General features: G+C 69.8%; 1 protein-coding gene and 1 pseudogene. Both read right to left on the bottom strand.

Annotation, left to right across the window (positions count from 1 at the left end; translation table 11 throughout):
* Positions 1-56 precede the first annotated feature (56 nt).
* The gene (gene nusA / locus KBX53_RS33235) at positions 57-1,100 is read right to left on the bottom strand and encodes a transcription termination factor NusA (RefSeq protein WP_030337606.1); all 1,044 of its coding nucleotides are present in this window, start codon (positions 1,098-1,100) and stop codon (positions 57-59) included.
* Positions 1,097-1,296: pseudogene (locus tag KBX53_RS33230) on the bottom strand (ribosome maturation factor RimP); the annotation flags it as partial. The pseudogene KBX53_RS33230 and the gene nusA, both read right to left, overlap by 4 nt.

Here is a 1,296-nt window from a genome sequence, read left to right as displayed (position 1 = left end):
AACCCACACAGGTGCGCTCCGGCTGCGCGCGTCGTACCACTGGAGGAAGTCTACCCCTAGCTACCCGAGATCGCGCCGCCCGGCTCCCGCACGTGATCAGTTACCCCACGCGCGGCGGGCGGGGACTGCTCCGCATCGGAGCGGATGTCGATCCGCCAACCGGTCAATCGGGCCGCGAGTCGGGCATTCTGCCCCTCCCGACCGATCGCGAGCGAGAGCTGGAAGTCGGGAACTGTCACCCGGGCGGCCCGACCGGCCAGGTCGACCACCTCGACCCGCAACGCCTTGGCCGGCGACAGCGCGTTGCCGACGAAGGTGGCCGGGTCGTCCGACCAGTCGATAATGTCGATCTTTTCGCCGTGCAGCTCACTCATCACGGCCCGCACCCGCTGACCCATCGGGCCGATACAGGCGCCCTTGGCGTTCACGCCAGGGGTGGTGGAGCGGACGGCGATCTTCGTGCGATGGCCCGCCTCACGGGCGATCGCGCCGATCTCCACGGTGCCGTCGGCGATCTCCGGGACCTCCAGGGCGAACAGCTTCTTGACCAGCGCCGGGTGCGACCGGGACAAGGTGATCTGCGGCCCGCGCATGCCCTTGGCGACGTGCACCACGACGCAGCGGACCCGCTCGCCGTGCGCGTACCGCTCACCGGGCACCTGCTCGGACTGCGGCAGCACGCCCTCCAGCTTGCCGAGGTCGACGCTGACGATGCCCTTCTCGGTACGCGTCTCGTGCGCCTGCACCACGCCGGTCACCAGGTCACCCTCGCGGCCCACGTACTCACCGAAGTGCACCTCGTCGGTGGCCTCCCGCAACCGCTGCAGGATCACCTGCTTGGCGGTCATGGCGGCGATCCGGCCGAAGTCGTGCGGGGTGTCGTCCCACTCGCGTACCAGGCTGCCGTCGGAGTCCATCTCCTGCGCGTACACCAGGGCGGCGCCCGACTTGCGGTCGATCTCCACCCGGGCGTGCGGTTCGGCCCCGTCGGTGTGCCGGTAGGCGGTCAGCAACGCGGTCTCGATCGCCGCGAGAATCGTGTCGAACGGGATCTCCCGCTCGCGCTCGAGTGCGCGCAGCGCCGCGAGGTCGATGTTCACCTCTCCTCGTCCTCCACATCCTCTTCGTCGTCGATGTCGTCTGAATCGTCGATCTCGTCGGAATCGTCCGCGTCGTCGATCTCGTCGGCCGGCTCGCCGAGTTCGGCGAGCCGGGAGAACTCGACCTGCACGCGGCCGGGGCCCAGCTGGGCGTACGCCCAGGCGGCACGGCCGCCGTCGGTCTCCAGGTACACGC

It is taken from the genome of Micromonospora sp. M51 (genome assembly GCF_018070305.1).
In the GTDB taxonomy this organism is placed as follows: Bacteria; Actinomycetota; Actinomycetes; order Mycobacteriales; family Micromonosporaceae; genus Micromonospora; species Micromonospora parva.
The sequence above is the reverse complement of the archived record's forward strand: the minus strand, read 5'-3'. Positions and strand labels throughout refer to the sequence as shown.